We start from the raw sequence: 24,561 nt of genomic DNA on the forward strand, positions 1-24,561 counted from the left end.
TGTGAAAAAAACAGAAAAATATCTAAATTTAGCTATTGTTACCGTATTAGCATTATCCTTAACGGTAGGTTGTACTCGGGTTAGGAGAGAGAAACCAGAGAACTATGTCTCCGATTCTTGGATTACCGCTAAAGTTAGAGGTGCTTTAATGAAAAATACACTGATTAACACAGCGAATATTCAAGTACTCACCTATAGACGGGTAGTACGACTAGGAGGTTCTGTAGATGATCAAGCGCAAGCTGATGAAACTATAAAAATAGCTAAAGGTATTTTAGGGGTAAAAAGTATTAAAAATAAGATGGTTATAAAAAGTAAAGATAACAATAAAAATAGTAGTAAAGAAAACAATAATAAAGAGCATAGTAAAAAATAAGAACCCTAGCTAAGGAAGAAAGAAGGAAGAAAGGAAGAAGAGAAGCAGATAAGTTATTAAACCCCTAACTGCTTCTCTAAATTATAAAATTTAACCTACTAACGCTCAAAAACCAAAAAACCCTTCTAAAGCATTCTTTACGGTAAGATAACCATTTGATATAGCTGTGCCTGCATCATCCGCTACGTTACCAACAGTTACACCGGTATTACCCTGATTATTCTGAGGTGATTGAGGATTCGTAGTAGAAGTGGGTGCAGAGTTGGTTGCACTTTCATCTCTAAAGCCCCGGGCTAAGCTGGTGCTACTTGCTAATGCGCTAGTGATCTCACTGGTAGAGGCATTTGAATTTACCATCGCGGAAACCCCACTTAAATGATTAAGTCCTTGAAATACAAAAAGATAAGCGATACTCTCTCCTCCAGGGGTTGGAATCACTCCTTGGTAGCCGGTGGTTCCATTACTTGTAGAGGAGGAAAAAGTAATGGGGTTATTAGCCGCATCAGTGCAGCTTACTACGCCCTGATCGCTCACACTACTGCAAACAATATAGTTACTGGTGCCCGCCCCCGTAGCTGTCTGTCCCGATGCGCTAGCTACCGGCAAACTCACAATAGTCCACGCCCCTACAAGCTTTTGTGCACCACTGCCTAAATTAAAATTAAACCGCTTGATTTGAGTCGTTACGCCATCTAAAACAGCCGTACCTGTTGAGCCACTTTGATCAAAGGTTAGCGCAAGCTGTTTATCCGTAGTACTGGTCTGAGGGGCGGTATAAGTACACCCTAAGCAAGGCCCGCCAGTGGACTGTTGTAAATTGATGGTGACATTATCGTTATTTTGATTTAAGTTTTGATTGATATTCCCCGATCCCGAATACCAAGTTGGGTTGCCGTTATTGTCATAGATAAATACGGCTACAAATACGGTATTGTTTTGTACTTCAAGGTTATAACCTACTCCAGCCTGACTAGGATTCCACCACCAACCATTTTCCGGATCTGCAGCAAAAACTGGTCTGATAACTAACAACGCCATAAAACCTATTATTTTGAACATATTATTTGCCATTTTTCCCCTCCTAATATATTAAAATTTAGAATTTTGGTCTCTTTTATTAATAACTTACCTGTTTAGTGAGCTATCTAAATCTCCTCAAATTCTTACTTAGATTTAGTGTTTATAAGTTATTAAAAAATGACTTAAACTTTTTATCAATAAATACCTTTATATTTTTGAAAATATTCAACAACGCTGTATCAGTATTAAGGGTTACAGAAGTATTGACTCCGCTTGTATCTCTAAAACCAAGCGCTACGACAGAGCTACTTTTTATGGCACGATTAATCTCAAACGGAGTTGCACTAGGGCTTACCTTTGCAGAAAAACCTACTAAGGCATTTAACCCTTGGAAACTAAGAAAATAAGCTATACTTTCTGTTCCAGACACTGAAATATTTCCTTGGAAACCAGTCGCCCCGTCAATGGAAGAAAAAGTAATCTGGTGATTTCCTATATCTGTGCAGCTCACTCCTTCATTTACCCCCCCCTATAGTTTTATTAATAGTGCTACAGACGATATAATTACTCATCTCTGCCCCAGTATCAATATTCCCCGATGAGTCATCAGGGACAGGTAAGCTAACGATAGTCCAAGCGCCTAGTAATCTTTGAGCCCTAGTACCTAAGTTAAAATTAAACCGCTGTATCCGAGTAGCTACGCCATCTATAGTAGCCGTAGCCGTTGATTCCTGACGATCAAATGTCAATACTAGTTGTTTACCAATATCGCTTGTTTGGGGAGTTATATAACTACAGCCTAGACAAGGCCCACCTATAGATCGTTGTAAATTAATGGTGGCATTACTGCTATTTTGATGAGCTATAAAGCTCATAACTTTGAATACATTATTCATTGTTTTTCTCTCTTACAGTAACTTACTATGATGGTAACAACACCTAATATATTAAAGCGATGAGAGTTATATCATCTTTTCCGTTAATTAACCAAGCTAATACCTTCTCTGCATTAGAATTTGGGGCTCTTTTGCTAACCGTAAACAATCGCTTATCTCGAGAGTTTCATCAATACTATGATCTTGCTCAGCAGGCAAAAGGGTTAACTGTCTGGGAAACACCTCAGATTTTCCCTTGGCAAGTTTGGTTACAACGTTACTATCATCAAGTTTTAACACTCACTCATCCAGATGATAATCCTTCCACTCTGCTTAATTTTCCGCAAGAGCAGAGTTTATGGGAGCAGATTATCTATGAATCTCCGTATCGTGATACGTTACTACAAGTTCCAGCAACGGCGAATACCGCTCAAGAAGCGTGGAAACTCTGGCATGCTTGGCGTCTACCATTAACACATCAATCTTCTCTAATCGCCGAGGATACTCAAGTTTTTTTAAAATGGGCGCAGGTTTTTAAAGCGTATTGCCAGAAAAATAACTGGTTAGATAATGCTCGGCTACCTGATGAAGTTGCTCGTATATCAATAAGTACCCGTAAAAAAATACCTATACCAAGAACAATAATCTTAGCTGGGTTTGATGAATATACCCCCCAACAACAGGAGTTTTTTACTCTACTTACTCAACAAAAAACTGAGATTCGATTATTTAGCGCTAAGCGGGAAATAAAGCAGGCAGTACGAATAGCACTATCCGATACGGCTAAGGAAATTACCATAGCAGCCCGATGGGCAAAACAGAGATTGGAAACCAATCTAGCAGAGAGAATAGGGGTCGTTATTCCTGATTTAGAACTCTTACGAGATAAGGTTGTGCAGATTTTTGATGGCATTTTTCATCCTGAAGCTATATTACCTGGGTACTACACACCAGAACGAGCCTATAATATTTCCCTAGGTCAACCTTTAGTTCATTACCCCTTAATCTATACGGCTTTATTAATTTTAGATTTTACAGGTGGTACGCTTTCCTTAACCAAGATAGGAGCACTCCTACGTTCTCCTTTTTTAGGAGAAGCAGAGCAAGAATATTATTCACGGGGAATCTTAGACGCTTATCTTCGTAAATATCGAGAATCTACAGTAGCTTTAGATCGTCTGTTAGCAGCGGCCATGGTGGAGGAAGCTCGGTATTATTGTCCTGCTTTAAGCTATCGGCTCCAACAATTTAAAGCCGCACTTGAGCAGCTACCCATTAAACAACCTCCCAGTAGTTGGGCACAACGCTTTACCCATTGGCTTTATTTGCTAGGTTGGCCTGGGGAACGATCTCTCAATAGCGAGGAATATCAAGTAGTCTTAGCTTGGCATAAAGCGGTGCAATCTTTTGCCAGCTTAGATCAGATACTGCCATCATTAAAACGCAATACTGCCCTCAATAAGCTTCGACGTATCTTAGTGGGTACTTTATTTCAGCCCGAAAGCGCTGCTGAGGTGCCTATACAAATTATGGGAGTTTTAGAGGCTAATGATGCAAATTTTGATGCCATCTGGATATTAGGACTTCATGATGAGGTTTGGCCATCCCCCCCTTCGCCTAACCCACTATTACCCATAGAACTTCAACGTCACTATGGGCTACCCCATGCCTCTGCTGAACGAGAGTTAGCTTTTGCCCGTACTATCACCAAACGGTTGCTTACTAGTGCACCTACTATTGTTATCAGCCATCCTTGTCGGAAAAAAGATAGCGATCTTAGACCTAGTCCTTTAATTATGCACTTAGAACCTATTCTGCTAGAGACATTAAATATTGCGCTTGTTCACCCTTATGCAGCCCAAATACAACTTACCTCTAATGTGGAAGCCATCGTCGATAACTATGGTCCTTCCCTTGAGACAAGAATCCCAATAAAAGGCGGTACTGCGTTACTCAAAGATCAGGCAGCTTGTCCTTTTCGAGCCTTTGCTAAGCATCGTCTTGAAGCTAAAGGACTTGAAGAACCTAGCACCGGTCTAGCCGCTCTAGATCAAGGATCTTTAGTTCATGATGCTTTACGTTTCCTTTGGGAACAGCTAAAAGATCAGCACACTCTTGTAACCTGCTCTGAGAAGGATTTACAAAATCGAGTCGCTAAGGCTGCAAGTAAGGCGATTGATGTTCAAACTAAAAGCCGACCTCAAACCTTCACTGCAAAATTTAAAGCCATTGAACAAGAGCGATTAGAAAAATTACTTCTAGAGTGGTTGATACAGGATAAGCAGCGTTCTACTTTTAAAGTGCTACATTTAGAAAAGTCCCAGCCCTTAACTATCGGGGGTATTCATCTGACAATCCGAGCAGATCGGATTGATCAACTTGAAAACGGTCATCAGGTTATTATTGATTATAAGACCGGAAAGCTTAGCCTTAGGCAATGGGAAGGGGATCGCCCTGAGGAACCTCAACTACCTTTATATTATGTCGCTCATCAAGCGGGAGCAATAGACGCAATACTCTTTGCTCAAGTACGTCGAGGAGAGATGAAATATTTAGGGATAGCTAAAGAGCAAGGATTAGCGCCCAATACTGCTGCTAAAAGCTTAGCCCATTGGGATCAGCAAGTAGTTCAGTGGCAGCAGATTCTTAATAAGCTTGCTACAGAAGTCGCTCAAGGGTATGCCGCTGTAATCCCTAGAGACTCTAAAAGCTGTAATTCTTGTCCTCTCCCTAGCTTATGTCGAGTGGGAGAGATTGAAGAGGATGTATCGAAAGATAGGGATGATCATGAAGCATCTTAATAATATTCAAGATATCAATGCCCGCCGACAAGCATTGGCGCTGGATAAATCTTTTATTGTTCAGGCACCAGCCGGATCAGGTAAAACAGAGCTACTCATTCAGCGATATTTAGCGCTATTAGCTAAGGTTGAAGCACCAGAAGAAATTATTGCGATTACCTTTACTCGCAAAGCGGCAGCACAGATGCGCTATCGGGTGATTGAAGCCCTCATCAGCGCTCGGGAAAGTCAACCACCGCTTCTTGATCCAGCTAGAACCACTTGGGAGCTAGCCCTCGCCGTACGTCATCAAGACATAAAAAAACACTGGGAGCTTGAATACTATCCCGCTAGGTTACGGATACAAACGATTGACTCTCTTTGCTTAAGCTTAACCCGACAAATGCCATTGCTATCTCGTTTTGGTGCTCAGCCAAGGATTAGTGAGAAAGCTGATAATCTTTACCACCAAGCTGCCCATGCTACGTTAACTGAGATTGAAAGTGACGCTAAATGGTCTATTAGCGTAGAGACTGTATTGCGTCATTTAAATAATAATTGGAGCAACATTGAAAATCTGCTTGTAGCGATGCTCAAACGCCGAGATCAATGGTTACGACTGCTAGGCGATAGCCAACAATTACAGCAAGAAATTTTAGAGAAAACGTTAGCGACCGTAGTGAGAGATCAGTTAAAACGAGTAAGTGCCTACTGCTCAGATACAATGATGGGAGAGTGGTTAAGTTTTGCCCGATTTGCAGCAAGCAACATAGCTAATATCAATTCTCCTATTAAAGCTTGCCAAGATCTCTATAATCGACCTGTAATTAATTCTAGTGTACTACCTCAATGGGAAGGATTAGCTTGGCTCCTATTATCGGATAAAGGTGAATGGCGGAAAAAAATAGACAGAACCGTTGGATTTCCTGCTCCAAGTAGTGCTACCAATACAAAGGAAAAGCAGCTTTTTCAACAGCAAAAAGAGTCATTTCTAGGGTTTCTTGAATGCTTAAAAAAGGAAACCGATTTTCGTTGCGCTTTACATCACTTACGTGGTTTGCCTTCGATTTATTACCCAGAATATCAGTGGAAAGTCATAGAAGCGCTTTTTCAATGTTTACCTTTAGCTGTGGCTCAATTGCAATTGGTGTTTCAAGAACAAGGGGAGGTTGATTTTACTGAGGTTTCCTTACGGGCGCTAGAGTCTTTAGGCTATAGCGAGGCTCCTACTGATTTAGCTCTTGTTTTAGATTATCAAATTCGACACTTATTAATCGATGAATTTCAAGATACCAGCCTAAGTCAGTATCGGCTACTGGAAAAACTCATCAGTGGCTGGGAGGCTGGGGATGGGCGGACTTTATTTATTGTTGGCGATCCAATGCAATCTATCTATCGTTTTCGCGAAGCAGAAGTAGGGCTTTATTTACGGACTTGGCAACAAGGAATAGGAGAATTAAAATTAACCCCGTTAACCTTAACGGTAAATTTTCGCTCCCAACAAGGTATTGTTGATTGGGTTAATGAATCCTTTAGTCAAATTTTACCCACTACAGAGAACATCGCTATTGGTGCTGTACCCTATAGCCTATCCCATGCTTTTCATCCTTCTTTAGGAGAGAATGCCGTACGAGTACACCCTATTTTTGAAAAAGATTTCACTAAAGAGGCAGCGATTGTAGTAGATATCATTCAGAGCATAAAATGCACAGAGCCAAATTCCACTATTGCTATTTTAGTCCGTAGTCGAGGACATTTAACTAAAATTATCCCTTTTTTAAAAAAAGCAGAACTACATTTTCGTGCTTTAGAAATTGAGTCGCTGGAAACGCGTCCCACAGTGCGGGATTTATTAGCACTCACTAAAGCATTATTTCACCCTGCTGATCGCTTGAGTTGGCTGACCATATTGCGCGCTCCGTGGTGTGGTTTGATATTAGCTGATCTTTATATGCTGGCTGGCGAAGATTTTCAAGCTTCAATCTGGAGTCGTGTTCAGGATCAGGATTGTGTTAAGCACCTAAGCTTAGAGGGTCAGAGGCGCCTTACTAGGATTCAAGCGATTTTTAAGGGGGCGCTGGAAAATCGGCGCCGACTCTCACCGCGTCAATTAGTGGAAGGGGTATGGTTAGCCTTGGGGGGACCTGCGTGTATTACGAGTACTACTGCGTTAGAGGAAGCGGCTATCTATCTAGACTTGTTACCGCAGCAAACAGTAGCGGGGGATATTCTTGATTTTAAGGCGCTTGATGAGGCCGTTGCCCAATTATATACCCCCCCAGATCCTACGGCTGATGAGACTTTGCAGATTATGACTGTTCATCATGCTAAAGGGTTAGAATTTGATACCGTGATTATCCCAAGTTTAGGATGCTCGCCCCCTGCCGAAGATCAAGCATTATTACTTTGGGCAGAACGATCGGATTCTAATCAACTATTATTAGCCCCTATTGCTGAAACGGGTACACCGCAAGAGCCTATTTATCAATATATTAAAACGCTTAATAAAGAAAAGGAACATTTTGAAAGTGGTCGTTTGCTCTATGTAGCGGCTACTCGGGCAAAAAACAGATTACACTTACTTGGGCATGTAAATCTTGATGAAAACGGTAGGCTCAAAGCACCTACAAAACGATCTTTGCTAATCTCCTTATGGCCAGCGGTAAAAAAAGAGTTTGAGCTAGCGGCAAAAAATCTGAATCTCTCAGCTGTTAAGCAAAAAAAAGCTAATAATGATATCCAAACTTCAGCTTCAAATTTTTTTTTACGATTAAGCGTGGATTGGCAATGCCCTGAACCTTCTCTTAAAATAAGGGTAAAATCCTCATCTGTCCCTGAAATTATTCCTATTTCCAATGATCCCATTGAATTTAACTGGGCAGGAGAGAACGCTAGACATATGGGTACGATTATTCATCGCTACTTACAAGCGATGGCTCAAGAGGGTCTTGAGCACTGGAATCAAGATCGAATCACGGCGCTTGAGCCTGTGCTTTGCCGCGATTTAGCTGGGCAGGGGATAGGTATTCATGGGCTAGAGAGTACTTTACAGCGTACTCAAAATATCCTTAATCGGATTATTAAAGATCCTAGAGGGTGCTGGATTTTATCTTCCAATCACCGAGACGCTCGGAATGAATATCCTTTAAGTGGTATCTTAAAGGGTCAAATTATCCGCGTTATTATCGATCGTACTTTTATTGACCAAGCGGGTGTACGTTGGATTGTGGATTATAAAACCAGTCCCCATGAAGGGGGTAATGTAGAAGAGTTTTTAGACAGCGAGCAAGCACGCTACCGCTCCCAGCTTGAGCGCTATGCAGCGCTGATGAGTATGCAAGATCCTAAAGCGACTCAGATAAAATTAGGGCTTTATTATCCGCAGCTTTGCGGCTGGAGAGAGTGGTGCTGGCTTAAATAAACGAGGGAAAAATGAAACAATTTGGCATATATATTACTTTACAGGCAAATGACACCATGCGAGCACCCCATTTACTGGGTGATGGCTGGGATTCTTACCGCTGGTATCAGACAGCAGAGGCACGAGATAAAGCCTTTGAGCATATGCAATGGAAGCTTCCCTACTATCAACGCGGGGATAATCCTAATTATATCTTAACAAAGATTAATAAATAGATATTTTAAAACTTTACTTTTAGGAGAAAATGATGGCACGAACTGAGTCTACGATGTTAGCACTAGGTACCCAAGCACCGGATTTTAAGTTACCTGAGCCTAAGACAGGGAATATAATTTCGTTAAGCAATTTTAATGATTCTCTTGCCTTATTGGTTATTTTTATATGCAACCATTGCCCTTATGTGAAGCATATTGGTAAAACCTTGGCAAAATTTGCCCAAGAATATCAACCTAAGGGGTTAGCTACAGTAGCTATTAACGCCAATGATGTACCAAATTACCCCGATGATAGCCCAGAAAAAATGATTGAAGAAGCCAAAATACAGGGATATGGGTTCCCGTATCTTTATGATGAATCCCAGCAAGTAGCTAAAGCTTATAAAGCCGCTTGTACTCCTGATTTTTTCCTTTTTGATAGCCATCGCAAACTGGTTTATCGCGGTCAGTTTGATGATAGCCGACCAGGTAATGATCTACCTGTAACTGGCAAAGATATTAAGGCGGCTGTAGATGCTCTACTTAATCAGCAACTCATTCCTGAAGATCAGCAGCAGCCTAGCGTAGGGTGTAATATTAAATGGAAACGGGGAAGCGCACCGGATTATTTAGGGCAATAGTTTCATCTTAGAGATAAAAGACTCATCTATTACTAGACGGGTCTTTTATTAATTAATGAAGGTATTCAGTACCATTTAAGTTTAAGTTACTCCGTGCTTCAGGGTTGATGTTTTTCAGGTAATCTGAGCAAGCATCTTCCAAAGAAACAACGGTAGATATTGGAATGAGACAATCTATTCATAACGACTAGGTATTGTCTACGAACATCTTCACAATAGTTAGGATGCGTACCAAAACAATCATGAACTGCCTGAATAGAATAAAGAATAAGTCTTTTCAGGTAATTCATTGATAAGGTTTAGCAGTATGTCCCTAGGAAGATTTCTTATATTACTCTTGTTGACATGATATAAGATTTCATAGGAATAACAGCCTAATCTATTACCAATCTCTATTAACTTTTCTGCCTTGTCGTTAACAGGTTGGCTAGCCTTGTTAGTTCCTTCTAACATTCTTGCCTTGCTGGCAAGCAGGTCTAAGAAGTTAGACTTCTTAAGATGAGCAGCTCTAACTACTTCAGCCATGACAAAGCTATCATAACTGTGAGCAAAGTTAGCTGCTAATCCTCTATAGCCAGTTGCATCAACCACCTTGTTCCTTAAAGCGCCTACCTGAGTACCTAAGAGAGCAGCTATCCCTCGTTCCTCTGATTGGTGAATACTTGAAGCTATAAACCCATCAGGTCTAATCCAGGTTTCATCATCCTTGCTGAAGGTCTCATCAAGTCTAGGAAGCTTTCAATTGCAGGTTTGGGTTCTTGGGGTAACTATGTGGGTTAGGTTGTAGTCAGTAATACAACTGATAGGAGATACTCAATGTACCTTGATAGGTTCCCTGTGATAAAAAAAAGAGAGTAGATGTTACTCTACCCTCTCAGTGAAGTGAGTTGCTTAGCAGGTTTGTCTTCCAACATACGTTGCGTTGCTTAATGATATTAATATACTTAATACACTTCATAATCCGTGTCTTGTATAACTTAGTATTAGTAAAGTAATTACGTATTGTACTTATTAGTCGTGCCTATAAACATTTGTTTAAATATGCTAGTCATTGTTCTCACCTTTTAGGTATAACGATTCTACTACCCATTTTAGGTTGGGTAGTTGAGCTATCTTTTACCGTGAAATGAACGACTGTTAAGGAGACAGAGAGTGTATTGAGCTTACTTTCTACATCCTTGGGGTTGATAAAGTAACTGCCAAGGAAGGCCGTTATGATAGCAGGTAGAGCTTTAGGAGATAGGACTCTTTAGCCTCAGGCTCTTCCTCCCTTGCAATAATCACAATTGAAGCATTGATATTGGCAATATCTTGCTCCCGTAATTGTTTAAGCGCGTGATCTATAAGATTTTCTAGCTTTTTCTTATGGGGTATCACGATAAGGGAGTGCCCTCGATATAGGAGTAGTTTTCGCAGTAAGGACTCTTCACCGACTACCCCATAGACGGGAATATTTCCTCTGGCTGCTGCAAGGGCTTTTAAGGTTTTGCCAGAGGAAGAGAAGGCAAGAATGCAGCATGCTTTAACGTTATGAGCTAAATTAACGGCTGAAGCTGCTATTTTATCCCGCATATTTTCCTGACTACGTACGGGAATTTCAATATATGTGCTCCGTAATTCTCTTTCAGCTTCACGGCAAATACGATCCATTTCCTGCACTGCCCGCACCGGATGATGACCTGAGGCAGTCTCTCCAGAGAGCATCACCGCATCTGAGCCGCTGATCACGGCACCATGGACATCACTCACTTCAGCGCGTGTGGGTTTATCATGATAGGTCATACTCTCAAGCATTTGGGTGGCAGTAATCACTGGAATACCAAAAGCATTCGCCTGTTGAATAATGTTTTTCTGAATTCCTGGCACTTTTTCTCGTGGCAGCATCACTCCTAGGTCTCCCCTAGCAATTAAGATGGCATTAGCTACCGGTAGGATTTCACCCAGATTTTCAAGCCCTTCCCGATCTTCAATTTTAGCAATAATGAATGGATCTTCTTTCCCACACGCAGCAAGTCGTAAACGCATCTCAACAATTTCTGTCGCTGAGCGAACAAAAGACATGGCTAGCATATCCACACTTAGAGATACTCCAAAACAGGCATCTGCCTCATCTTTTGGATCGAGCAGGGGAAAGTCTAAGCGAGAATCAGGAAATACAACGCCTTTTCGGCTCTTAAGCTCCCCCCCCAAATTTACCTGACAATGGATATCCTTACCAGTAATGGTAAGAACTTCTAATTCAAGAGATCCATCATCAAGGAATATATGCTGCCCAGAGGTGACATAGTGAGTGATATTTTGATAATCAATACCAATGCGTTCAGTAGAAACGCGTTCGCCAAAGCCTAAATAAATTTTTTGACCCTCATGAAGGACAATAGGTTTTTCAGCTTCGGTATGGCCTACTCGAATTTTGTGTCCTTGAAGATCTTGAAGGATAGCAACAGGGCGAGTGAGTTGTTGGGCAATTTTTCGAATTTTATGGGCGATGGCTTCATGGCTTTGGTAGCTACCATGGGAGAAATTTAAGCGAGCAATATTCATCCCAGATAGTATCATTTCTTTTAAAGTGGCGGTGGCAGCACTTGCAGGGCCTATGGTGCAGATGATACGACAGGCTCGAGGATCTTTGTCAAAATTAAAAACAGAATAGCTCATGGGGAATTTATTAACGTTTAAAAAATATTAAAAATCTAAAAATATCATTAACCATACCGGACCACCCAATATAATCCAAGACAAATTTTAATAGCTACGCTTATGGTGTTGGCTGCCTTAGAAGCGGCGAAATCCACTCTCTGCAACAGCCTCATGCATTGTTAAACGGCTGAGGCATTTATTTTATTTGAAATCCATTCTCTCATTATTTGATTGACTTGCGCCGGAGCTTCTTGCTGCACAAAGTGGGAGGCGTGGGGAAGATAATGGAGGGTAAGATCATGGACGTAATTTTTCGTTCCATAGGTAGTTTCTTTCCCCAATGCGGGATCTTGTTCACCCCAAATCATTAGTGTAGGTACTTTAATAATGGGCAAATTGCCTCTATATTTTTTCCATGAAGACTCTAGAAAAAGGGCACGATAATAATTGATCATTGCTCGAAGTGCACTAGGCTGGGCTGCCTGATCACGATAGATATCAAGTACTTCATCGGGAAATCTGTTTTTGTCAACAGCAATATCCTGTATAGCTTTACCCACGAGCCAAGCATGGTTTATTTTATAGAGCCACTCTGGGAGCCAAGGAATCTGAAAAAAGAATATATACCAAGACTTTTTCAGCTGCTTCCAAGTTTTTAAAGACTTGATGAACGGCGTGGGGTGGGGTACGTTCATAATGATCAGACCTTCAAATGGGAGAGTTGTATCCATAGCGAGTAGCCAAGAAAGTGCTGCTCCCCAATCATGACCAATTAGTAATACTGAATAACACTTAGAAGCTTCTATGATTGCGGTTATATCTTTTAGGAGATGGTTAATACCATAATCCCTAACGCTTTTGGGTCGGCTACTACGCCCATAACCTCGTAGATTAGGTGCCCAGACCTGATAGCCTAATTCTGCTAAGAGCGGCATTTGGTATCGCCATGAGTAATTGCACTCAGGAAATCCATGTAAACACAGCGCTAGCCGGTTGCCGCTACCACACGTTAAGACCTCAAAACATAGGCCATTAGCCTGAATAAAGTCAGTTGTGATGCTAGTCATTTGCTATGCTCCCGATAATAATCACAAAAATCATGGATTAGGCATTCTTGGCAGCGGGGGTTGCGAGCCGTACAAGTATAACGGCCATGAAGTAAGATCCAGTGATGGGCATGATATTTAAATTTATCTGGAATGGCTTGGTTTAATCCCTCTTCTACTTGCCATGGAGTTTTTCCAGAAGCCAGTCCTAGTCGATTTGAAACCCTAAAAATATGAGTATCTACCGCAATAATAGGTTCTTTAAACACGGTATTTAAAATCACATTAGCCGTTTTTCGTCCTACCCCAGGCAAGGATTCTAATGCAGCGCGATGATTTGGGATCTCTCCCCCATGTTGTTCTAACAAGAGACGGCAAGTTTGTAGGATATTTTTAGCTTTATTATTAAATAAGTTAATGGTTTTAATGTACTCTTTTAGCCCTTCTTCCCCAAGTTTGATAATTGCCATGGGCGTGTTAGCCACAGGAAAAAGCCGAGCAGTGGCTTTATTCACCCCTTTATCAGTGGTTTGAGCCGATAAAATAACGGCAATTAGAAGCTCAAACGGGGTGCGATAGTTAAGTTCGGTAGTGGGATTTGGATTCGCTTGCTGGAAACGGAAAAATAATTCGTAAATTTTTGCTTTATCCATAGCACAGATTTTAGCACCGCTTAATGACTAAAGAAGCTAAAAACATAATTAATAATATCTGACTACTCCATATAACCCAAGATAAAAAATATTTAAAAAATGACATAGAAAGTAAGGATAGATTTTTTCGTCTCATTAAGATTGGTTAATGACTAAGGATTCCTTAGCTTGAGGTTGTTTAGCAATTATTTTTCTGGCTTGAGCATGCTGTATTAGTTTGTTATCAATAGTCTTCTTAAGGGCGATGAGTAACCCTAACCCAATAAAAGCCCCAGGCGGCAGGGCGGCTAACAAAAAGCCATGATAGTTTTCGATTAAGACGAATTTAAAATGATGGGCAATTTCGCCAAACATCAGATCAGCGCCATCTAGCAAGGTTCCTTGGCTGATAAGCTCTCGTAAACTGCCTAAGATTACTAGTACTAAGGTAAATCCAATACCCATAGTGAGGCCATCCACAAAGGCTCGTCCCACATTTTGGCGAGAAGCAAAGGCTTCTGCTCGGCCAACGATGGCGCAATTGGTAACAATTAGGGGAATAAAAATACCCAAAACACCGTATAAGTCGTACCAGTAAGCTTTGATGAGCAATTCGATAGCGGTAACTGTTGAGGCGATAATTAGCACAAATACGGGTAGGCGCACCTCAGTAGGTATCCAGTGACGCAGCAACGCAACCAAAGTATTAGAAATCACTAGGGTCAGGAGGGTAGCCAAACCTAAGCCTAAGCCGTTAATGACAGTGTTAGAGACGGCAAGTAAAGGGCATAGACCTAGTAACTGTCCTAGGGCAACATTATGACTCCAGAGTCCTGCTTGGCTAATTTGACCGTAACTCATAGGGGATGGCATTTAAATTCTCCTCATTTTGAGAAAAAAGAAACTCCCGGTGATTCTTAAAATACTGAAGACAATTATAAATTGCGCTAACAATCGCTCGAGGGGTAATCGTTGCGCCAGTAAACTGATCGAAAGTCCCTCCGTCTTTTTTTACTTTCCAGTTAGAGAGCATGGGATTATGGAGAGAGCGATCATTGAAGGCTAAAATCCAATTGGATTTCCCAATCTCGATTTTATCCCCTAACCCTGGGGTTTCATGATGGCTCATCACCCGCACACCCGTGAGCTTCCCATCATAGCCAATGCCTATAAGCAATTGGATAGCACCATTGTAACCATCAGGAGCTATTGAAGTAAGGACTACAGCAATCGGGCGATTGTCTTGACGGGCTCGATAAATAGTCACGGGATCCTTCGTACCAAGTAATGGATCCGTCACTTGAAGTGTATCTGTTAAAATAGAGTTATTGTAGCTGTTAGCAGGCAGTATGGCTTCAATACTCTGGCGTAAAGCGGCTTGCTCATTCGATTTAATTTTTCTCTGAGTAAAATGCTCAGTGATGGTTACCAGACCAATCCCAATGATTGAAAATAGCCCCAACAGCAACGCGATGCGAAACATTGGATATATTTTATGAATCTTTCTTATGGCCAAAAACTGGCGGTTGGGTGTAATAATCAATCACTGGGACAGCCATATTCATCAGGAGTACACTAAAGGCTATCCCATCCGGATATCCCCCCCAAGTACGGATGATATAAGTTAAACCGCCAATTCCAGCGCCGTAAAATAACCGACCTCGTGGACTCGCCGCTGCTGTTACCGGATCGGTAGCAATAAAAAAAGCTCCTAGCATGGTGCCTCCACTAGTAAGATGGAATAAGGCAGACGGGTAATAATTAGGAACAAGAAAATGGAACATAGTACTCATCGCCAATAAGATTCCCAGTACTGCTGAAGGGATATGCCAGCTAATAACCCGTTTATAGAGGAGCCACATGCCCCCTAAAAAAAACCAGCCATTGATCCACGCCCAACCTTTACCTCCCAATCCGCCAAATAGAGGGTGGCTACGAATCTCATCTATAGCGCGGCCTAGTCTTAATTGAGTTTTAGTATAATCCAAAGGGGTAGCCCCAGAGAAAGAATCGACTTCTGGAGCTATATGGGTAAATACTAATTTTAGACTTTCCTTTAAATCTAAAGGAGGATTGATCATCAAATCTTTAACCGGTAGCCAAGTGGTCATTTCTTTGGGGAAGGAAATCAGCAGCAAAACATAACCTACCATGGCGGGATTAAACGGGTTGTAACCTAGACCTCCGTAGAGATGCTTGGCAAATATCATGGCAAACGCTGTACCAATTACCGGTATCCACCACGGTGTAAGTGCAGGTAAGCAGAAGGCCAATAAAGTGCCCGTCACTACAGCGCTACCATCGGCAAGAAAAATATTAAGAGGTTGCCCTCGCGCCGCTAACATTAAGGCTTCAGTAATCACCGCAGTGATCACTGTCAAGGTGATATTAATCAGAATTCCGTAACCAAAATACCAAATATAAGCTAGCAATGCAGGTATCAACGCATAGATGACCTGAAGCATCAGTTGAGAAACATTTGTCCCTTGATGGATATGGGGAGCACTAAAGAAAGGAAAGGGCATAGGGAGCAAAAATTAGAAGAGAAGTGCCTTAATTTAGCTTTTCTTTCTGGGCTATTCGTTTTGATCGCGCTCGTTCTACAGCCGCCTGAATGAGTGCTCTTTTTTTATCCTCACTAGCAGAAGGAGACAGTGAAGCCTTTTGCATTTGCTGGCGCGCTGCCTGCTCCTGCTGTTCCTGTTCTAGTCGTCGATGCCGAAATTCATATCGTTGACGCGCTCGATGAGCCTGTTCTTGTTCCTGTTTTTGAGCTTGAATTTCACTTTTAGCATAACGATAATAATGAACTAAGGGGATATGGCTAGGGCAAACGTAAGCACAACAGCCACATTCAATACAATCAAAGAGATGATAGTCTTGTGCTTTATCCAGTTCCTTGGCTTTTGTATACCAATAAAGCTGTTGTGGAAGTAAGTGGGCTGGGCAAACTTCAGCACAAGCACCACAACGAATACAGGGCATCACTGGAGTGGATTTATTGGGTTCTGGAATGCCTACCAATAAACAATTGGTGGTTTTTACCACGGGTAAATTGATATCGTTAAGGGTAAATCCCATCATAGGACCCCCGATAATGAGGTGATTGATCCGGCGCTGATCCACCCTACACTGATTTAGGAGATGATAAATAGGGGTTCCGAGTAAAACTTCCAGATTTTTTGGGCGATCAATAGCGCTGCCAGTGACAGTAATGATACGGGAGGTGAGGGGTTGACCCAAGTGAATAGCACGATAAACGGCAGCCGCAGTTCCCACATTGTGACAAACAACTCCAATATCAATCGGTAAGCCACGGCTAGTAACTTCTTTGCCTGTTAACGTTTTAATAAGCTGTTTTTCACCGCCTGCTGGGTAGCGGGTTGGAATCTTTATGATCTCAATCCCTGTAGTAACTGCGGCCGTTAATGCCGCGTAAGCTTCTGGTTTATTATCTTCAATACCCATGAGGCAATGGCAAGCTTGTAGTGCGTGACGTAGGATGGCAATCCCTTGGATAATCTCATGGGCACGCTCTCGCATTAATAGATCATCGCAACTGATATAAGGCTCAGATTCAGCTCCATTGATAATTAAAGTTTGAACCTGAGCCTTAGCACCAGAATTAAGCTTAATAAAAGTGGGAAATCCAGCGCCCCCAAGACCAATGATTCCCATCTCACGAATAAGATTACGTAGATAACTAGGATCAAGTTGCTGATAATCTTTGAAAGGATAACGATCTATCCATGTCTCCTTACCATCGGTTTCAATAATAATACATGGAGCTTGTAACCCAGAGGGATGAAGAATCGGTAGATTTTCAATTCCTATCACTTTACCGGAGCTTGACGCATGAACTGGAACACTCAAATTATCTTGAGCCTTAGCAACTACCTCGCCTTTAAGCACAATATCTCCGATTTTGACTACGGGTATTAGCAAATTACCTGTAGGTTGCTGTAGGGGAAATATTAAGTATTCCGGTAAATCTGCTTGAGTAATAGGAACTTGGGTAGATTGATTTTTACCATCGGGTAGCGTAAGACCGCCAAAAAATGACCAAAGCTGGCGCGCTTTCATTTAAATTTTGCTTTTAAAATTCCTAATATTTTAGAGAGATGAGTCTCACGTCTTTTTGAGATTTTTGTGCTTGCTCAATATTGGGATTGGGATAAGGCCATTTCCAAGTTGTGCTTTGGTTGGTGATTGGAACCATATCAATACAATCGATAGGACAAGGCGCTACGCATAATTCACAGCCTGTGCATTCAGCGACAATGACTGTATGTAGATATCGAGGGGCTCCCAAAATGGCATCTACAGGACAAGCTTGAATGCAAAGGGTGCAGCCAATACAAAGATTTTCATCAATAACGGCTAATGCCTTAGGTTTTTCTTCTTTTTGCGGATCTAAGGGTTTAGGATCACGAACCAGCAAATTGGCTAAGGCAATAATAGTGGCTTCTCCTCCAGGCGGGCAACAATTAATATCGACTTCATCAGCGGCAATGGCTTGAGCATAGGGCTGGCAGCCTGGATATCCGCATTGACCACATTGGGTTTGAGGCAGCAGAGCATTTATTTGATCAACAATAGGATTGCCTTTTACCTTAAAGTGAAGGTGGGCGTAGCCTAAAATAAGGCCACAAAATACAGTAAGTGCTGATAATGTTACAATAGCAACTAGCATTATCCTTTGGTAAGTCCAGTAAAACCCATAAAAGCCATAGACATTAATCCAGCGGTAATTAGCCCAATAGCCGGCCCTTGAAAAGGGCGAGGTACCTCTGATACAGCAATCCGCTCACGCATCGCGGCAAACAATACTAATACTAGAGAAAACCCCATGGCAGCCCCAAAACCGTAGATAGCAGATGATAAAAACCCATGATGCTGCTGGGAATTAAGTAGGGCTACCCCCAGCACCGCACAATTAGTCGTAATTAAGGGTAAAAATATTCCTAGTACTTGATGTAAAAGCGGGTTGGCTTTATGGAGTAGTATCTCAGTAAATTGCACCACAAAAGCAATGACTAGAATAAAAGCAATCGTGCGTAGATATTCAATGCCTAAGGGAATTAATAAATAGTTGTTAATTAAATAACTACATACCGAAGATAGAGTAAGCACAAAAGTAGTGGCCATCCCCATACCGATGGCAGTTTCCAGTTTGCGAGAAACCCCCATAAAAGGGCAGAGGCCTAAAAATTTAACCAGCACAAAGTTATTTACTAATACGGTACTAATTAAAATTAGTGCATATTCCCTCATAGAAATTTAGCCAGTAGATAATTTTTACTTTACCCGCATCCCTGCCTGAGCACCTTCATCTGGATTGAGTAAATAAATCTCTTTACCGCCGGAGCCAGCTGCCAACACCATACCTTCAGAGACTCCAAAACGCATTTTTCGGGGTGCTAAATTGGCAATCATAACCGTTAGGCGGCCTACTAGATTCTCAGGCGCATAAGCGGCTTTAATGCCAGCAAAAACTTGGCGGGTCTCACCGCCTATCTCTAACTCCAAGCGCAATAGCTTTTCAGCGCCTTCTATTGCTTCTGCTTTTAATATTTTAGCCACTCTAAGATCGAGCTTAGCAAAATCTTCAAATTGAATTGTTTCAGCAATAGGGTTTGCAGCTAGGAAGGTGCTGGACTGAGGAAAATTTTCATTTTTTTTCAAGTGTTCTTTAGAATCTTCAAGCATAGTATTAATTTTAGCTTTTTCCACACGAACCAGCAGAGGTTCAAAATGATGAATAGCATGATTAAGCAAAGGTACGTGAGCATCAACCCAAGTAAGAGGCTTGCAATTGAGGAAGCTCTCGGTTTTTTTTGCCGTCATAGGCAGAACCGGTTTAAGGTAGAGTATTAATTGCCGAAAGAGGTTAAGGCCCAAGGTACAAATTTCTTGGACTTCTTGCCCTCGCTCTGGATTTTTAATGACTACCCAAGGTTTATGATTATCAATATAGCGATTGGCTTTATCCGCAAGTGCCATAATTTCCCGCATTGCATAGCCAAATTCTCGATTTTCATAAGCTTGGGCTAATCGATCATTGGCTATTGCAAATTCTGTAAACAAGTCCTCGTTAATTAAGCGATTTGAAAGCTGGTTACTAAAATGTTTATTAATAAAGCCTGCACAGCGGCTAGCGATGTTTACTATCTTACCCACAAGATCCGCATTGACTCGAGCCATAAAATCTTCGAAATTAAGATCCAAATCTTCAATTCCACTACTAAGCTTGGTGGCGAAATAATAACGTAAATATTCTGGGTTTAAATGATCTAAATAAGTACGAGCTTTAATAAAAGTTCCCCGAGATTTGGACATTTTCTGGCCATTGACCGTTAAAAAACCATGGGCAAAAATAGCCGTGGGTAAACGAAAACCAGCACTGTGGAGCATAGCAGGCCAGAATAAAGCATGAAAATAAAGGATATCTTTGCCGATAAAATGATAAAGCTCAGCGGTACTTTCTGGGGTCATAAAAGCATCAAAATCAAGTCCTTTACGCTCACACAGATTCTTAAAGCTTGCTAGATACCCAATGGGTGCGTCTAACCAAACATAGAAGTATTTATCGGTAGTATCAGGAATTGGAAAGCCAAAATAAGGGGCATCGCGAGAGATATCCCAGTCTTGTAACCCAGTCTCAAACCATTCGTTTAATTTATTTGCCATTTCGTGCTGAAGATGACCATCTTCTCCCGTCCAAGATCTTAATAAGGACTCAAAATGACTTAATTTAAAGAAGTAATGTACTGATTCTCGTTCTACCGGTGGCATACCAGAGAGCACTGAGACAGCCTCTTTCAAATCAGTGGGAGAGTAAGTTGCTCCGCAAATTTCACAACTATCTCCATACTGATCAGGAGCTGCACAACGGGGACAGGTACCGCGAATAAATCGATCGGGTAAAAATATCCTTTTAATAGGGTCATAAGCTTGCTTAATGACACGCGTAGTAATGTGCCCTTTTGCTTGATTAGCTAGATAAATAGCCTCCGATAAAGCACAATTTTCTGGTGAGTGGGTGCTGTAGTAATTATCAAAACTAATTGAAAAATCCGCAAAATCAGCTTGGTGTTCTATGCTAAATTGTTGAATTAATGCCTCAGGAGTTATCCCTTCTTGTTGGGCCCGCAGCATAATGGGGGTACCATGCGCATCGTCAGCGCAGACATAATAACACTCATGATTTCGCATACGTTGAAAACGTACCCAAATATCTGTTTGGATGTACTCTACTAAGTGGCCTAGATGTATGGGGCCATTAGCGTAAGGAAGGGCGCTAGTAACAAGTATCTTACGTGAACGTGGCATAGAATTATCGATTTCGGCTAAGAGACTCTGTAAGGTATCAGCTTTGTTAGGTCTACGCTATTTAGATTATATGATAGATAAGATTTCTCATGGAATTCCAAAAAGAAAAACTTGAATGGATACAAGCACTGCGTGCATTTGCAGCTATATCCGTAGTGCTCTTTCATACAAGAGTATTTTTAGAAAATAAAGAAATACTTAAACCTTTATGGTCTTTATTTTCCCAAGGATTCTTAGGCGTTGATATATTCTTCACTATCAGTGGCTATGTTGTAGCATTAAGTTTATTAGCAAAATCCCCAAGCATGACAATGGGAACTAAGTTTTATATTAGAAGGTTAATTAGAATATATTCTGGATACTGGCCGGTATTATTTGTAACACTACTATTTTCTGTAGCTCAGCTAAGACCTATTTTACACGTAAAAGAAAAGATGTTTACCAGTATCTTGTTGTCATCTACCCAAATGCCTGATCATTGGCTAGAAGTGGCTTGGTCGCTTGCTTTTGAGATTAGGTTATATTTTTTAATAATTTTGATTTATCTACTGCCCGGGGAAAATTTTCGGAAAAAAATACTGGTGACTATATTTATTACTATCGGCTACAACCTATACTGGTATACACAGCACTATAACTTAGTAACGGAAGGGGTATGGTCGCTTCGGAGTGTGATTTCCTCCAATATTATAGAGTTTTTACTGGGTGCTTATATAGCTACCCTACCCATTGGTTCCTTTAATTTTAATAAGGATATGTTGTTGATACCCGTTTTTTTAATAGCGGCAACCATGTCTGTAATTGTTGGATCAAATTCTTTATTCAATGCAAATTATGAATTCATGAGGGTAGGAACCTATGGTATAGCGGGGTTATTTCTCTTATTGATTGCCCTAACATTACAAGCACATAGAAAAGAAATACCAAAATTTATTACAGTAATTGGGGATAGCTCCTATAGTTTATACTTATTACATCCTTTAATTTTATCTTTGGCACTTTTCATAGCCAATAAACTACAGAATCCAACTGCTGATATTTTTCTTGCCATATTTGCTTTTGTGCTAAGCATTTATATTTCAGTTCAATGGTCAAAATCCGTAGAGTTACCGTTATATAACGCACTAATATCATTTATTAAATGACTATTATTTTCTAAAATAAAAAGGTATTAGTGAATTCAGTACAAAGCAGTAGTAGATGTAGGTACTTAGAGCATTATTGCTTTAAATAATCATAAAACAAAGGTGAAAGCCCATGAGGTCAAAAATAGCTCGCTGGATAGGGATTCTACTAGCATTGGCGCTAGTGGCTGTGGGTATTGCTGCTTGGTATAAGTTATCACGGGAAGTTGAGCAAACTGCCCTTAAAGGGGCGCCGATGGAAGCGTGGTTTAAATACGGATCTATAGGTAATGAAAGTAATCAAGGCATCCCTTATTGGGTATGGCGGGTATTACCCAAAATATTTCCTGATTACTTGCCTAATGGGTATGATGCTTTGGGTAACCCTTGGGAGCCTGGCTATGATGTACCTGTAGGTTTCTCGAAACAGACAGTGGGTTTTCCTAGAGTAGCGCCCAATTGTGCTTTTTGCCATGTAGCGCAATACCGTACTCAGGAAAATGAATCACCTACTATTGTAGTTCCAGGGCCTGGAAATACTGTTAACCCCCAAGGCTATGCTAGTTTTCTTACTCAAGCGGCTAATGATGATCGATTTAATTCAGATAATATTCTGGAGCAGATAGCGTTAATCTATAGATTATCCAAAATTGATAAATGGTTCTACCGTTATCTTATTATCCCTGCAACTAAAAAAGCTTTAATTACAACTGGGAAGCAGTCTGCTTGGATTCAGGCTAGACCCACTTGGGGTCTAGGACGAGTTGATCCTGTTAATCCATTTAAATTTAATAACCTGCATATGAAGGACGATGGAACTATTGGTAATTCGGACATTATGCCTTTATGGGATATAAAGATTTATGAGGGAGATGCCCTACATTGGGATGGTTTAACGACCAATCTTCATGAGTCAATAACAGCTTCAGCTATTGGTGTGGGCATGACTTATAGCGCTACCGCCAATAAAAATCTAGCCCGTATTGAGAACTGGTTACAAACTGGGGTTCACCTGCCTTCTTCTCCATATAGTGCCGATAAGAGTCCAGACTCTCCTTACTATCTGGATAAACAATTAATCACTGCCGGTAAAAAAATATATGAGGATCACTGCGCTCAATGTCACGCGCCACAAGGATCTCGTTATAGAACAGTAGTAGCGCTTAAGGAAGTGGGAACTGATCGCCATCGGTTGGATGAGTGGACAGCAGAGACTTCAAAACGCGTTAATAATTATCGAGGCAGCCATAGTTGGTATCAGTTAGCTTTTAATAGCTGGAATTTTGAGCATTTTAGAAAAATATGGGGCTATCTTGCTATACCTCTTGATGGTTTATGGTTACGGGGACCTTATCTCCATAATGGGTCAGTACCCACTTTGTGGGATATACTTAAAAAACCACAGGATCGCCCTAAAGTATTTTATCGAGGTATTGATCTCCTAGATCCAGTGAATGTAGGTTTTATATCTCAGGGGAATGAAGCTGAACGTATTGGTTTTCGCTACGATACTAGCCTCCTTGGCAATAGTAATCGAGGTCATTTATTTGGAACTAATTTACCAGAAGAGCAAAAAAGAGCGCTACTGGAATATTTAAAAACACTTTAGTCTTTATTTAATGAGGCTCAATTTGATCTATTGAGAACTAAATTTTCAAACAATAAAGCGAGTGTCTACAGATAAGAGGATAGTATTGATGATCACTCAAGCCCAAGTGGAAGAGGCTTTAAGGAACTATCGTGATCTTTACCTTGAGCAGGATTTAGTTTCTGCGGAGGTAATAGAATCCATCCTTATCGAAGGGGAAAAGATTATTTTAAAGATCAAACTTGGATTTCCGGCTAAAGGCCATATACCTAAATTAACCGCTGCTATTAAGGAAGCCATTGCCCCTATAGAGAATGTAATAGACATTGAAATCGACGTATGTTGGGAGGTTAATACTCATAAAGTGCCGCAAGGAAGTCAACCTTACCCGCAAATTAAAAATATTATTGCGGTAGCATCAGGTAAGGGCGGTGTAGGTAAATCTACGGTAGCAGCTAATCTGGCTTTGGCTCTAGCAACGGAAGGGGCAACCGTAGGGATGTTAGATGCAGATATCTATGGCCCTAGCCAGCCTAGAATGCTGGGAGTTCATCAACGACCCCAATCTGTTGATGGTAAATCCATAGAGCCAGTGATGAGCTATGGAATCCAAACAATGTCTATTGGATTTCTGATTGATGAAGAAGATCCAATGATTTGGCGTGGCCCCATGGTAACTTCAGCATTACAGCAGATGTTAAAAGATACTAATTGGCGCAATTTGGACTACTTGGTTGTTGATTTACCCCCAGGAACGGGTGATATCCAGCTTACTTTGGTTCAACGGGTTCCGGTAAGTGGCGCTGTTATTGTAACCACACCTCAAGATATTGCTCTTTTAGATGCCCGCAAAGGGCTGAAGATGTTTGAAAAAGTCAATGTACCCGTGTTA

At 41.1% G+C, this 24,561-nt stretch carries 22 protein-coding genes (1 of these 22 running past the window's edge); 8 read left to right on the top strand and 14 right to left on the bottom strand.

The window, feature by feature from the left end:
• The first annotated feature begins 1 nt into the window (after position 1).
• The gene (locus TAO_RS05015; RefSeq protein ID WP_096526898.1) at positions 2-376 is read left to right on the top strand and encodes a BON domain-containing protein; all 375 of its coding nucleotides are present in this window, start codon (positions 2-4) and stop codon (positions 374-376) included.
• Between the two features lie 105 nt (positions 377-481).
• Here TAO_RS05015 and TAO_RS09755 read toward each other — a convergent pair whose 3' ends face one another.
• From TAO_RS09755 to TAO_RS05030, 3 genes are all read right to left on the bottom strand, one after another.
• Positions 482-1,447 (bottom strand): hypothetical protein, encoded by a 966-nt coding sequence (locus TAO_RS09755; protein WP_197702520.1) that lies wholly within the window; start codon positions 1,445-1,447, stop codon positions 482-484.
• A gap of 109 nt (positions 1,448-1,556) precedes the next feature.
• Positions 1,557-1,826, bottom strand: coding sequence for a hypothetical protein (locus tag TAO_RS05025; protein ID WP_145955144.1), 270 nt, complete (start codon positions 1,824-1,826; stop codon positions 1,557-1,559).
• Between the two features lie 85 nt (positions 1,827-1,911).
• Entirely contained in the window at positions 1,912-2,292 is a 381-nt protein-coding gene (locus TAO_RS05030; RefSeq protein ID WP_096526900.1) for a hypothetical protein, read from the bottom strand.
• A gap of 59 nt (positions 2,293-2,351) precedes the next feature.
• On the opposite strand from TAO_RS05030, the gene TAO_RS05035 reads away from it, so the two are divergent.
• The 4 genes from TAO_RS05035 to TAO_RS05050 are packed head-to-tail and all read left to right on the top strand — an operon-like array spanning position 2,352 to position 9,307.
• On the top strand, positions 2,352-5,072 hold the full coding sequence (locus TAO_RS05035; RefSeq protein WP_096526901.1) for a PD-(D/E)XK nuclease family protein: 2,721 nt from the start codon (positions 2,352-2,354) through the stop codon (positions 5,070-5,072).
• Positions 5,059-8,472: a UvrD-helicase domain-containing protein gene (locus tag TAO_RS05040; RefSeq protein WP_096526902.1), complete on the top strand. Its 3,414-nt coding sequence runs from the start codon at positions 5,059-5,061 to the stop codon at positions 8,470-8,472. Before TAO_RS05035 ends, TAO_RS05040 begins: the two co-directional genes overlap by 14 nt.
• An 11-nt stretch (positions 8,473-8,483) precedes the next feature.
• On the top strand, positions 8,484-8,687 hold the full coding sequence (locus TAO_RS05045; protein WP_096526903.1) for a hypothetical protein: 204 nt from the start codon (positions 8,484-8,486) through the stop codon (positions 8,685-8,687).
• A 32-nt stretch (positions 8,688-8,719) separates the two neighbouring features.
• On the top strand, positions 8,720-9,307 hold the full coding sequence (locus TAO_RS05050) for a thioredoxin family protein (RefSeq protein ID WP_096526904.1): 588 nt from the start codon (positions 8,720-8,722) through the stop codon (positions 9,305-9,307).
• Between the two features lie 240 nt (positions 9,308-9,547).
• Here TAO_RS05050 and TAO_RS05055 read toward each other — a convergent pair whose 3' ends face one another.
• From TAO_RS05055 to metG, 11 genes are all read right to left on the bottom strand, one after another.
• Positions 9,548-9,898: a hypothetical protein gene (locus tag TAO_RS05055; RefSeq protein ID WP_096526905.1), complete on the bottom strand. Its 351-nt coding sequence runs from the start codon at positions 9,896-9,898 to the stop codon at positions 9,548-9,550.
• 621 nt (positions 9,899-10,519) lie between these two features.
• Positions 10,520-11,965, bottom strand: coding sequence for a pyruvate kinase (pyk, locus tag TAO_RS05060; protein WP_096526906.1), 1,446 nt, complete (start codon positions 11,963-11,965; stop codon positions 10,520-10,522).
• A gap of 161 nt (positions 11,966-12,126) precedes the next feature.
• The gene (locus TAO_RS05065) at positions 12,127-13,014 is read right to left on the bottom strand and encodes an alpha/beta fold hydrolase (protein ID WP_096526907.1); all 888 of its coding nucleotides are present in this window, start codon (positions 13,012-13,014) and stop codon (positions 12,127-12,129) included.
• Entirely contained in the window at positions 13,011-13,646 is a 636-nt protein-coding gene (gene nth / locus TAO_RS05070) for an endonuclease III (protein ID WP_096526908.1), read from the bottom strand. The genes TAO_RS05065 and nth overlap by 4 nt, the downstream gene beginning before the upstream one ends.
• 135 nt (positions 13,647-13,781) lie before the next feature.
• Complete coding sequence (locus TAO_RS05075; protein WP_096526909.1) at positions 13,782-14,498, bottom strand: electron transport complex subunit E; 717 nt, start codon at positions 14,496-14,498, stop codon at positions 13,782-13,784.
• Positions 14,467-15,108: an electron transport complex subunit RsxG gene (gene rsxG, locus TAO_RS05080; RefSeq protein ID WP_096526910.1), complete on the bottom strand. Its 642-nt coding sequence runs from the start codon at positions 15,106-15,108 to the stop codon at positions 14,467-14,469. The genes TAO_RS05075 and rsxG overlap by 32 nt, the downstream gene beginning before the upstream one ends.
• 10 nt (positions 15,109-15,118) lie before the next feature.
• A complete protein-coding gene (gene rsxD, locus TAO_RS05085; RefSeq protein ID WP_096526911.1) occupies positions 15,119-16,150 on the bottom strand; it encodes an electron transport complex subunit RsxD in 1,032 nt (343 codons plus the stop codon).
• Between the two features lie 28 nt (positions 16,151-16,178).
• Positions 16,179-17,708 (bottom strand): electron transport complex subunit RsxC, encoded by a 1,530-nt coding sequence (gene rsxC, locus TAO_RS05090; protein WP_096526912.1) that lies wholly within the window; start codon positions 17,706-17,708, stop codon positions 16,179-16,181.
• A 22-nt stretch (positions 17,709-17,730) separates the two neighbouring features.
• Complete coding sequence (gene rsxB, locus TAO_RS05095) at positions 17,731-18,318, bottom strand: electron transport complex subunit RsxB (protein ID WP_096526913.1); 588 nt, start codon at positions 18,316-18,318, stop codon at positions 17,731-17,733.
• On the bottom strand, positions 18,318-18,899 hold the full coding sequence (gene rsxA / locus TAO_RS05100; RefSeq protein WP_096526914.1) for an electron transport complex subunit RsxA: 582 nt from the start codon (positions 18,897-18,899) through the stop codon (positions 18,318-18,320). The genes rsxB and rsxA overlap by 1 nt, the downstream gene beginning before the upstream one ends.
• Positions 18,900-18,923: 24 nt before the next feature.
• The gene (gene metG / locus TAO_RS05105; RefSeq protein WP_096526915.1) at positions 18,924-20,957 is read right to left on the bottom strand and encodes a methionine--tRNA ligase; all 2,034 of its coding nucleotides are present in this window, start codon (positions 20,955-20,957) and stop codon (positions 18,924-18,926) included.
• Between the two features lie 89 nt (positions 20,958-21,046).
• On the opposite strand from metG, the gene TAO_RS05110 reads away from it, so the two are divergent.
• The 3 genes from TAO_RS05110 to apbC all read left to right on the top strand — a co-directional run.
• On the top strand, positions 21,047-22,102 hold the full coding sequence (locus tag TAO_RS05110) for an acyltransferase family protein (protein ID WP_096526916.1): 1,056 nt from the start codon (positions 21,047-21,049) through the stop codon (positions 22,100-22,102).
• Between the two features lie 112 nt (positions 22,103-22,214).
• Positions 22,215-23,690, top strand: a complete 1,476-nt coding sequence (locus tag TAO_RS05115) for a c-type cytochrome (RefSeq protein WP_096526917.1) — start codon at positions 22,215-22,217, stop codon at positions 23,688-23,690.
• Positions 23,691-23,778: 88 nt separating this feature from the next.
• Positions 23,779-24,561, top strand: partial view of an iron-sulfur cluster carrier protein ApbC gene (gene apbC, locus TAO_RS05120; protein ID WP_096526918.1) — the 5' portion only. It continues 303 nt past the right edge of the window; the window shows 783 of its 1,086 coding nt (coding positions 1-783); its start codon is at positions 23,779-23,781; its stop codon lies beyond the right edge, outside the window.

Origin of the sequence: Candidatus Nitrosoglobus terrae, assembly GCF_002356115.1 — a bacterium.
Classification (GTDB): domain Bacteria; phylum Pseudomonadota; class Gammaproteobacteria; order Nitrosococcales; family Nitrosococcaceae; genus Nitrosoglobus; species Nitrosoglobus terrae.

Coding starts and splice junctions, on each gene's coding strand:
- TAO_RS09755 (WP_197702520.1), bottom strand. CDS start 1,447: ATGGCAAATAATATGTTCAAAATAATAGGTTTTATGGCGTTGTTAGTT.
- TAO_RS05030 (WP_096526900.1), bottom strand. CDS start 2,292: ATGAATAATGTATTCAAAGTTATGAGCTTTATAGCTCATCAAAATAGC.
- TAO_RS05035 (WP_096526901.1), top strand. CDS start 2,352: ATGAGAGTTATATCATCTTTTCCGTTAATTAACCAAGCTAATACCTTC.
- TAO_RS05040 (WP_096526902.1), top strand. CDS start 5,059: ATGAAGCATCTTAATAATATTCAAGATATCAATGCCCGCCGACAAGCA.
- TAO_RS05045 (WP_096526903.1), top strand. CDS start 8,484: ATGAAACAATTTGGCATATATATTACTTTACAGGCAAATGACACCATG.
- TAO_RS05050 (WP_096526904.1), top strand. CDS start 8,720: ATGGCACGAACTGAGTCTACGATGTTAGCACTAGGTACCCAAGCACCG.
- pyk (WP_096526906.1), bottom strand. CDS start 11,965: ATGAGCTATTCTGTTTTTAATTTTGACAAAGATCCTCGAGCCTGTCGT.
- TAO_RS05065 (WP_096526907.1), bottom strand. CDS start 13,014: ATGACTAGCATCACAACTGACTTTATTCAGGCTAATGGCCTATGTTTT.
- nth (WP_096526908.1), bottom strand. CDS start 13,646: ATGGATAAAGCAAAAATTTACGAATTATTTTTCCGTTTCCAGCAAGCG.
- TAO_RS05075 (WP_096526909.1), bottom strand. CDS start 14,498: ATGCCATCCCCTATGAGTTACGGTCAAATTAGCCAAGCAGGACTCTGG.
- rsxG (WP_096526910.1), bottom strand. CDS start 15,108: ATGTTTCGCATCGCGTTGCTGTTGGGGCTATTTTCAATCATTGGGATT.
- rsxD (WP_096526911.1), bottom strand. CDS start 16,150: ATGCCCTTTCCTTTCTTTAGTGCTCCCCATATCCATCAAGGGACAAAT.
- rsxC (WP_096526912.1), bottom strand. CDS start 17,708: ATGAAAGCGCGCCAGCTTTGGTCATTTTTTGGCGGTCTTACGCTACCC.
- rsxB (WP_096526913.1), bottom strand. CDS start 18,318: ATGCTAGTTGCTATTGTAACATTATCAGCACTTACTGTATTTTGTGGC.
- rsxA (WP_096526914.1), bottom strand. CDS start 18,899: ATGAGGGAATATGCACTAATTTTAATTAGTACCGTATTAGTAAATAAC.
- metG (WP_096526915.1), bottom strand. CDS start 20,957: ATGCCACGTTCACGTAAGATACTTGTTACTAGCGCCCTTCCTTACGCT.
- TAO_RS05110 (WP_096526916.1), top strand. CDS start 21,047: ATGGAATTCCAAAAAGAAAAACTTGAATGGATACAAGCACTGCGTGCA.
- TAO_RS05115 (WP_096526917.1), top strand. CDS start 22,215: ATGAGGTCAAAAATAGCTCGCTGGATAGGGATTCTACTAGCATTGGCG.